The organism is Tardiphaga sp. (assembly GCF_028290785.1).
Classification (GTDB): domain Bacteria; phylum Pseudomonadota; class Alphaproteobacteria; order Rhizobiales; family Xanthobacteraceae; genus Tardiphaga.
The window spans coordinates 1-8,727 of sequence record NZ_JAQGJD010000377.1 but is presented as its reverse complement, the minus strand read 5'-3'; the positions used below and the strand labels follow the sequence as shown (position 1 = coordinate 8,727).

General features: G+C 66.5%; 8 protein-coding genes. 5 read left to right on the top strand and 3 right to left on the bottom strand.

Annotated features, from left to right (window positions below):
• The first annotated feature begins 38 nt into the window (after positions 1-38).
• On the top strand, positions 39-983 hold the full coding sequence (locus JWR89_RS23910) for a hypothetical protein (RefSeq protein ID WP_299720687.1): 945 nt from the start codon (positions 39-41) through the stop codon (positions 981-983).
• 170 nt (positions 984-1,153) lie between these two features.
• Here JWR89_RS23910 and JWR89_RS23905 read toward each other — a convergent pair whose 3' ends face one another.
• Positions 1,154-2,674 carry a hypothetical protein gene (locus tag JWR89_RS23905; RefSeq protein WP_299720685.1) on the bottom strand — a complete coding sequence of 507 codons (1,521 nt, stop codon included), beginning with the start codon at positions 2,672-2,674 and terminating at the stop codon, positions 1,154-1,156.
• A 328-nt stretch (positions 2,675-3,002) separates the two neighbouring features.
• Between JWR89_RS23905 and pncA the strand changes: the two genes are divergently transcribed.
• Positions 3,003-3,716, top strand: a complete 714-nt coding sequence (pncA, locus tag JWR89_RS23900) for a bifunctional nicotinamidase/pyrazinamidase (RefSeq protein WP_299720684.1) — start codon at positions 3,003-3,005, stop codon at positions 3,714-3,716.
• Positions 3,717-3,893: 177 nt separating this feature from the next.
• Here the strand turns inward: pncA and grpE are convergent, their stop codons facing one another.
• Together grpE and hrcA are read right to left on the bottom strand one after the other, a co-directional pair.
• The gene (grpE, locus tag JWR89_RS23895) at positions 3,894-4,487 is read right to left on the bottom strand and encodes a nucleotide exchange factor GrpE (RefSeq protein ID WP_299720683.1); all 594 of its coding nucleotides are present in this window, start codon (positions 4,485-4,487) and stop codon (positions 3,894-3,896) included.
• Positions 4,488-4,716: 229 nt separating this feature from the next.
• Positions 4,717-5,805: a heat-inducible transcriptional repressor HrcA gene (gene hrcA, locus JWR89_RS23890; RefSeq protein ID WP_299720682.1), complete on the bottom strand. Its 1,089-nt coding sequence runs from the start codon at positions 5,803-5,805 to the stop codon at positions 4,717-4,719.
• Between the two features lie 189 nt (positions 5,806-5,994).
• Here hrcA and rph point away from each other — a divergent pair, with 189 nt between their 5' ends.
• From rph to hemW, 3 genes are all read left to right on the top strand, one after another.
• Entirely contained in the window at positions 5,995-6,720 is a 726-nt protein-coding gene (rph, locus tag JWR89_RS23885) for a ribonuclease PH (protein WP_299720681.1), read from the top strand.
• A gap of 95 nt (positions 6,721-6,815) precedes the next feature.
• Entirely contained in the window at positions 6,816-7,457 is a 642-nt protein-coding gene (gene rdgB, locus JWR89_RS23880) for an RdgB/HAM1 family non-canonical purine NTP pyrophosphatase (RefSeq protein ID WP_299720680.1), read from the top strand.
• Positions 7,444-8,607, top strand: a complete 1,164-nt coding sequence (gene hemW / locus JWR89_RS23875) for a radical SAM family heme chaperone HemW (RefSeq protein ID WP_299720679.1) — start codon at positions 7,444-7,446, stop codon at positions 8,605-8,607. Before rdgB ends, hemW begins: the two co-directional genes overlap by 14 nt.
• Positions 8,608-8,727: the final 120 nt, after the last annotated feature.

Sequence of the window (8,727 nt, the reverse complement as noted above, 5' to 3'; positions counted from 1 at the left end):
ACCATCGAACAGCCTCAATGCGAACCCAGTAGATTTTCATGAAACACATTGTGCCCTTGGCCTCCCTGTTCGCCCTTACGTTGTTTTCCGCCAGCGTCGGCCCGGTCTTCGCCGCCGACCCGGTGTTCCCGCCGGGGGTCCGGATCGGCATCGCGCCGCTGGTCGGCCTGGCCCCGGCCAAGACCTTCACCGGCTTCGAGACGTCGGACCAGGGCGTCAAGGTGCTGATGACCGAACTGCCGGCCGCCGCGTTCGGCGAGGTCGATTCTGCGTTTAAGACCAATCCGGCGATGCCCAACAAGCCCGAGGGCCTCGAAACCGCGGCGGGCCGGGCCTATTACACCACCGAGAACGCCCGTGACGCCGCTTCCGGCAATGTCCGGCGCTATTCGATGATCGTGCCAGGCCCCAACTTCTCCGGCTACATCGCCGTGCAGGTGCCGGAAAATGCCATGCGGATCTACACCGACGATGCGGTCCGGCAGATGATGGCCACCGCCGTGGTGCGCGCCGAGGTGCCGGTCGAGGAGCAGCTCGGCCTGCTGCCGTTCAAGATCACCGAGATGAGCGGCTTCAAAACCGTCCGCACTCTGGCGCCGGGCGCCGCGCTGCTGCTGGCGGATTCCTCCGACGAAACCAAGGTCGAGGCCAGCCCCTTCATGGTGGTCGGCACCATCTCTTCGGCGCCGGCCAAGCCGGAAGACCGCGGCCGTTTCGCCCAGCAGGCCGCCACCATGATCCCCGGCCTGCGCGATGGCCGCATCACCATGTCCGAGCCGCTGCGGATGGACGGCGTGCCGGGTTACGAGACCCGCCTCGACGCCGTCAGCGGCAAGGACAATACGCCGGTCAGCGTGGTGCAGTGGCTGCGCTTCGGCACCGGCAACGTCGCCATGCGCATCATCGCCAGTTCGCCGCGCGACGACTGGCCGGCGGCGTTCACGCGTTTTCGCGCGGTGCGGGACGGGATTCAGCCGAGGTAGGCGTATCAAACTCAGAACTCGTTCCCCGGACGCGGTGCACTGCGCCGCATCTTTGCGGCGTGGTGCGCCGCAGAGCCGGGGCCCCGGTTGCCTGAAGAAGATACCGGGATCCCGGATCTGCGCAGCAGCGTGAAGAACGCTGCAGCGCGTCCGGGACACGGGTCAGCGCTTCACTGCCGCCGCGCGAGAATCGTCACCCGGTTAATCGTCTCCACCTCGCGAAAATCCTTCAGCAGTTCGGCGACGTCGGGATGCGCCGCGAGCCAGCCGGTGTTGTCGTCGCTGAGGTTGTCCACCAGCAGCACCGTCGGCGGGTGTTGCCGGATGTCGTCGATCAGCATTTCGCGCTCGCGCGCCGCATAGCGGTCGAGCACCGCGTCGCGGTCGGCCCCGAGCGGGCCGTCGCGACGCAGGAATTTTACATAGAGCGCGACCCACAATCCCTGTTGCCGCGACACCCAGGTGCCGCCGACCGCGCGCACCAGGGGATGGCCGAAGGCGGGCTCGCCGGAGATCACCAGAATCGCCGGATGCGGCCCGAGCCGCGCCACCGTCGGCTGCAGCGCCCGCGCGTCGAGCGCCGCGAGGAACCACAGCAGCGACTGGCTGAACAGCGCCGCCAGCAACACGATGCCGCCGATGCCGATCGCGCGGCTGTGGCGGCTCGCCGGCGCCTCCGAGAGCATCGCATAGCCGAGGGCGAGCAGCGCCAGCGCCAGCATCGGATAGGAATGATAGGTCCAGCCCTTGCGCTGCAGGAAGAACACCACAACAAAGCCGAGCGAGACCGACAGCAGCAGCAGCGTCGCGGCGTCGATGCCGCCGCGCCGCTTCAAGAGCCACGCGGCCACGGTCGCGATGACCCATAGCGATGTCGCGGGCCTCTCGAGCAGCGCCAAGGCCGAGACGCCCACCGGCAGATAGACGTCGCGGGCCAGCGGCATGATCACCGTGAAGAATTCCGGAAACCGCGCGACGACCATGGCTACGTAAATCGCGGCCACCGCGGCGGTGATGAAATTTTCCGGCGCGAACAGGCCGCGCCACGACCGCGCATGGATCGCCAGCGCGCCGATCCCGAACAGCAGGCCGATGGCAAAATGCGGCTTGAACGCCACAGTAATGCCCGCGCCGACGCCGGCCACCACGATGGCCGCCAGCGACGGCGTCGCGCCATTCGCCCGGACCGCCATCACCGCGAGCATCGGCAGCAGCGCTATCAAGGCGATGTGCTCGCGCTGCGCAAAGCTCTGCATCGGCAGGATCGCCAGCATCGCGAAACCGAGCAACGCCAGCGGCCAGCCCGGAAGATCCTGCAGCACCGTCGAATGTTTCAGAATGCGCGCGACGATCGCCAGCGAGACGACGATCGCGGCAAATACCAGGGCGTCCGTGACGGCTTCCACGGGCAAACCCAGCGCATGCGCGATCACGATGCCGGGCATGTAGACCAGCACCGCCATCGGCGGATTGGTCTCGATCACATCGACATAAAGCCGCTGGCCGGACAGCACGCGCTCGCCGACGGTGAGCAGCCAGGAGACATCCGTATTGGCGGCAAGCACCTGACGCAGCCAGATCGCCACCGCCAACAGCGCCGCCAAAGCGAGCCACCACAGCAGCGGATGCGTCCGGCCGGCGGTCGCGCTTTGCGGCACGAAGCGGGGTGCGGCTTCGGCCTGCATTGTCATGGTGCAGCCCTCCGTTGAAATTGAAGTCATTGGCATCTTGTCCCGGACGCGGTGCGGCGTGTCAGGCGATGCCCTTGCATCGCCGCCATGCCGCTCCGCAGAGCCGGGACCGTACCAAGCTCGAAGTTCGCGACGGTCCCGGCTCTGCAGCGCATGACGCCTCCTGACGGAGGCGCATTGCACTGCGTCCGGGACAAGATCCATCAAGCCGAAGCTAGACCGCCGCGCCTTAACAGGCGGTTGCCGGGCGAGCCGCTATGCTCCGGCTTGTCCTGCGCCCGCACCTCTGGTTTGCTGGGCAAAGCCGGTTCAACGGGAGATGCAAGCGATGCTCGACAGACGACAGGTTCTCGCGGGATTGGGCACCATTGCCGCGGCCGGGCTGCTGCCGAAGGCGCTGTGGGCCGCCGGCAAGATCAGCCTCGACCGCACCTCGGTGCTGGTGGTGATCGACGTGCAGAACTGCTTCCTGCCCGGCGGCAGCCTGGCGGTGAAGGACGGCGACAAGGTGGTGCCGGTGATCAACGCGCTGGCGAAGAAGTTTCCCGACGTGGTGATGACCCAGGACTGGCACACGCCGGGCCATGTCTCGTTCGCCTCCACCCATTCCGGCAAGAAGCCGTTCGAGACCATCGACCTGAAATACGGCAAGCAGGTGCTGTGGCCGGACCACTGCGTGCAGGGCACCGATGGCGCCGGGCTGTCCAAGGACCTGGCGATCCCGCAGGCCGAGCTGATCTTGCGAAAAGGCTACAACAAGGACACCGACAGCTATTCGGCGTTCAACGAGGCCGATGGCCGTTCCACCGGGCTCGCCAGCTACCTGAAAGCGCGCAAACTGCAGCGAGTGTTCCTCGCCGGCCTCGCCACCGACTTCTGCGTCGCCTGGTCGGCGCTGGATGCCCGCAAGGCGGGGTTCGATACCTATGTGATCGAAGACGGCTGCCGGGGGATCGACACGGGCGGGTCGCTCGCCAAGGCGTGGGCCGACATGGCGAAGGCCGGCGTGAAGCGGATCCAGTCGAGCGATCTGGCGGGGTAGTGGCGCTCACACTTGCTTACCCTCCCCTTTTTAGGGGGAGGGTCGGCGCGCAGCCGCGAAGCGGATGTGCGGCGGGGTGGGGTGACAGCGGACAGGGTTGGGATGAACATTCACCCCACCCCGACTACGCCTGACGGCGCAGTCGACCCTCCCCCTCCAGGGGAGGGTGAAGAAAGATTACTCCGACGCCGCGGTCTTGGCGCCGCCCTTCGACACCGCCACCAGCGCGGGACGCAGCACGCGATCGCCGATGGTGTAGCCGGCCTGCACGACCTGCACGACGGTGCCGGCGGGGACCGAGGAATCCGGCACCTCGTACATCGCCTGCTGGAAGTTCGGATCGAACTTCTCGCCGGCCGGATCGAACTTCTTGACGCCGTTCTTTTCCAGCGTGTTGTGCAAGGAGCGCTCGGTCAGCTCGACGCCTTCGATCAGCGCCTTGATGCCGGACTCGGCATTGTCCTTGGTTTCCGCAGGCAGCGCGTCGAGAGCGCGCTGCAGGCTGTCGGCGATATCCAGCACTTCGCGCGCGAAGTTGGTGATCGCATAGGTGCGGCCGTCGGCCACCTCTTTCTGGGTCCGCTTGCGCAGGTTTTCCATCTCCGCCAGCGTGCGCAACATCTTGTCGCGCGACTCCGCGGCCTCCTTGGCCAGCGCCTCGACCGAGTTCGGCTCGGGATCGTCCGGCATGATGTAGGGCTTGGAGACCACCGGTTCGACGGCCTCGGCCGGCTTGCCGGAATTGTCGTTGGAGCCGTTGGAATCAGTCATCACGCTGCCTTCTCAAAAACGCTTCGATCAAGAACCTGGAATGGTGGGGTTGCTGCGCCGGATATCGTGGTTCGCCGGGCAAAAATCAAGCTTTTCCGGCCAATGGACCCGACTACCGTCCTCATGATGAGGAGCGCGCCCTTGCGCGCGTCTCGAACCATGGCGAGTGTGGCCCATCCTTCGAGACGCGGCCAAGTGGCCGCTCCTCAGGATGAGGACGGAGCGCCGATCAGCCGCCCAGCATGCGGCTGACGATGCGCGCGGCGTAATCTACCATCGGGATCACCCTTGCATAATTCAGCCTTGTCGGCCCGATCACACCGAGCACGCCGACGATGTGGCCGGCACCATCGCTGTACGGCGCGATGATGGTGGAGGAACCGGACAGCGAAAACAGCTTGTTTTCCGAGCCGATGAAGATCCGCACGCCCTCGGCGGTCTCGGCGCGGCCGAGCAGGTCGATCACCTCGCGCTTGCTCTCCAGGTCGTCGAACAACAGCCTGACGCGCTCAAGGTCCTCCATGGCGTGGAGGTCCTCCAGCAGATTGGCCTGGCCGCGCACGATGAGCTGGCGCTCGTCATTGTTGCCGCCCGACCAGCTCGCGATACCGGCGGAGATCACCTTCTGGGTCAGCTGGTCCAGTTCGGCGCGGTTCGCGGCCAGCGCGGTTTCCAGTTCCAGCCGGGCTTCGGCCAGCGTCCGGCCGCGAATTCGCGAATTCAGGAAGTTCGAGGCTTCGGTGAGCGCCGAGGAGGGCACCCCGGGCGGCAGTACCAGCACGCGGTTTTCCACCTGGCCATCCTCGGCCACCAGCACCACCAGCGCCTTTTCCGGCTCCAGCCGGACGAATTCGATGTGTTTGAGCCGCGAATTGGACTTGGCGGTCAGCACCACCGCCGCGGCGCGGGTCAGGCCGGACAGCCGGGTCAGCGCCTCGCCCAAGGCCGCCTCGACCGATTGCGGCCGTTCGGCGGAGCTGAGCTGGGCCTGGATCGACTGCCGCTCGGGTTCCGTGAGGTCGCCGACCTGCATCAGGGCATCGACGAAGAAGCGCAGCCCGAGTTCGGTCGGCAGCCGGCCGGCGGAAGTGTGCGGCGCATAGATCAGGCCGAGCTGCTCGAGATCCGACATCACGTTGCGGACCGAGGCCGGCGACAAGGGAACCGTGATCAGCCGCGAGATATTGCGCGATCCCACCGGCTCGCCGGTAGCCAGATAGCTCTCGACGATCTGGCGAAAAATCTCGCGCGAGCGCTCGTTGAGCTGGGCGAGCCCGGCATGCGGCGTAATCAGGCCGATCGGATCGTGATGGGCCAAGGGGACAACTCCTGTGATGGACCCTAATTTGTCGCCTGGGGGCCCCGGATACAAGCGCCCATTGCGCCATAAGGTCCGCAGCAGGCCCCGTCTCCCCTTGTCTGCCCTTGTCTCCCCTTGCCGCTGCCGCGCCACCCCCCTACAAGCACGCCAACCTGTGCTTTTAACGATTTTCAAAGGATTTTCCCCATGCGGCCAAGCCGTCGTGCGCCCGATGAATTGCGCGCCGTGTCGCTGGAACGCGGCGTGGTCAAATACGCCGAAGGCTCCTGCATGGTGAAGTTCGGCGACACCCATGTGCTGGTGACGGCGACGCTGGAAGAGCGGCTGCCGCCGTGGCTCAAGGGCCAGGGCCGCGGCTGGGTCACCGCCGAATACGGCATGCTGCCGCGCGCCACCCTGGAACGCACCCGTCGCGAGGCCGCTTCCGGCAAGCAGGGCGGCCGCACCGTCGAGATCCAGCGCCTGATCGGCCGCTCGCTGCGCGCCGCGGTCGATCTCGAAGCGCTCGGCGAGCGCCAGATCACGATCGATTGCGACGTGATCCAGGCCGACGGCGGCACCCGCACCGCCTCGATCACCGGCGCCTGGGTGGCGCTGGCCGAATGCATCGGCTGGATGAAGTCGCGCTCCATGTTCAAGAACAACAGCGGCGACAAGGTGCTGCGCGACAATATCGCGGCGATCTCCTGCGGCATCTATCAGGGCACCCCGGTGCTCGATCTCGATTACGCCGAGGATTCCGAAGCCGACACCGACGCCAACTTCGTGATGACCGGCGACGGCCGCATCATCGAGGTGCAGGGCACCGCCGAGAAAACGCCGTTCTCGCAGGACGAGTTTTTGCAGCTGATGGGACTGGCGCAGAAGGGCATCGGGCGGCTGGTCGAATTGCAGAAGATGGCGATCACCTGAGGCGGTCATGGCCGGCGTTATGCCGGCCATCCACGTCCTCGCAGAACATCGTGGATGGCCGGGACAGGCCCGGCCATGACGGATAGAATCGCAATATGACCCAGCATCGCCGAATCACCGGCCGCCTCGTGATCGCCACCCACAATCCCGGCAAGCTCGCCGAGATGCGCGAGCTCTTGGCGCCGTACGGCATCGAGGCGGTGTCGGCGGGCGAGCTCGGGCTCAGTGAACCCGACGAGACCGGCGACACGTTCCGCGCCAACGCCGCCATCAAGGCGATTGCCGCGGCCAATGTCGCGCAACTGCCGGCGTTCGCCGATGATTCCGGCCTCGTGGTCGATGCGCTCGACGGCGCGCCGGGGATTCTTTCCGCGCGCTGGGCCGGCGAGTCCAAGGATTTTACGGCCGCGATGACGCGGATCGAACGGCTGCTGCAGGAGCGCGGCGCCACCACGCCGGAGCAGCGCAAGGCGCATTTCGTCTCGGCACTGTGCGTGGCCTGGCCCGACGGCCATCTCGAGGAAGTCGAGGCCCACGCCCACGGCACGCTGGTGTGGCCGGTGCGCGGCGACGCCGGGTTCGGCTACGACCCCTCGTTCCAGCCCGATGGCCATACGCGGACCTACGGCGAGATGACCGCGATCGAAAAGCACGGCCTGCCGCCGCTCGGCCAGGGCCTGTCGCACCGTGCGCGGGCATTCGTCAAACTCGCGGAGAACTGCCTTGATCCGCGCTGACACCCTGCAGCCCGCCTTCGGCGTCTACGTGCACTGGCCGTTCTGCCTGTCGAAATGTCCATACTGCGATTTCAACAGCCACGTCCGGCATCAGCCGATCGACGAGGAGCGCTTTGCGCGCGCCTTCGAGCGCGAGATCGAGACCACCGCGGCGCGCACGGCCGGGCGAACAGTCACCTCGATCTTTCTCGGCGGCGGCACGCCGTCGCTGATGCAGCCGAAGACCGTCGGCGCCATTCTGGATTCGATCGGCAAGCACTGGAATGTGGCCGGCGATGTCGAAGTATCGATGGAAGCCAATCCGACCTCGGTGGACGCCACGCGCTTCCAGGGTTATCGCGCCGCCGGCGTGAATCGTGTTTCGCTCGGCGTGCAGGCGCTTGACGATGCCTCGTTGAAATCGCTGGGCCGTCTGCATAGCGCGCGCGAGGCGCTCGACGCCGTGGCGGTCGCGCGAAAATTGTTCCAGCGCTATTCGTTCGACCTGATCTATGCCCGGCCGGACCAGACCGCCGCGATGTGGACCGACGAACTCAGGCTGGCGATCTCGGAAGCCGCCGAGCATCTGTCGCTGTACCAGTTGACCATCGAGGAAGGCACGCCGTTCTTCGGCCTGCACGCCGCCGGCAAATTGAAGACGCCGAGCGAGGACATGTCGCGCATTCTCTACGACGTGACGCAGGAAGTCTGCGCGCAGGCCGGCCTGCCATCCTACGAGATTTCCAACCACGCCCGCCCTGGCGCGCAGTGCAGGCACAACCTCGTCTACTGGCGCGGCCAGGAATATGCCGGCGTCGGCCCGGGCGCCCATGGCCGGCTCGATATCGACGGCTCGCGCCATGCGGTCGCCACCGAGAAGCGGCCGGAAGCCTGGCTGATGCGCGTCGAGGCCTCGGGCCACGGCGTCACCACCGACGACATCCTCAACAGCGAGGAGCGCGCCGATGAATTTTTGCTGATGGGGCTGCGGCTAGGCGAAGGCATCGACCCCGAGCGCTACAAGGCGCTGTCCGGTCGCTCGCTCGACCCCGACCGCATCCGCATCCTGCGCGACGAAGGCGCCATCGTGGTCGAGGAAAACGGCCGCCTGCGCGTCACGCAGGAGGGCTTTCCGGTGCTGGATGCGGTGGTCGCGGATCTCGCGGCGTAAAGAAGCGTAGCCCGGATGACGCTGGCGACGGCGCTCGCAGAGCGACGGCGACAGCGCAAGCCGGGGCCGGCGTTTCAGTTGATGGGGTTATCCCGGATTTCGCTTCGCTCCATCCGGGCT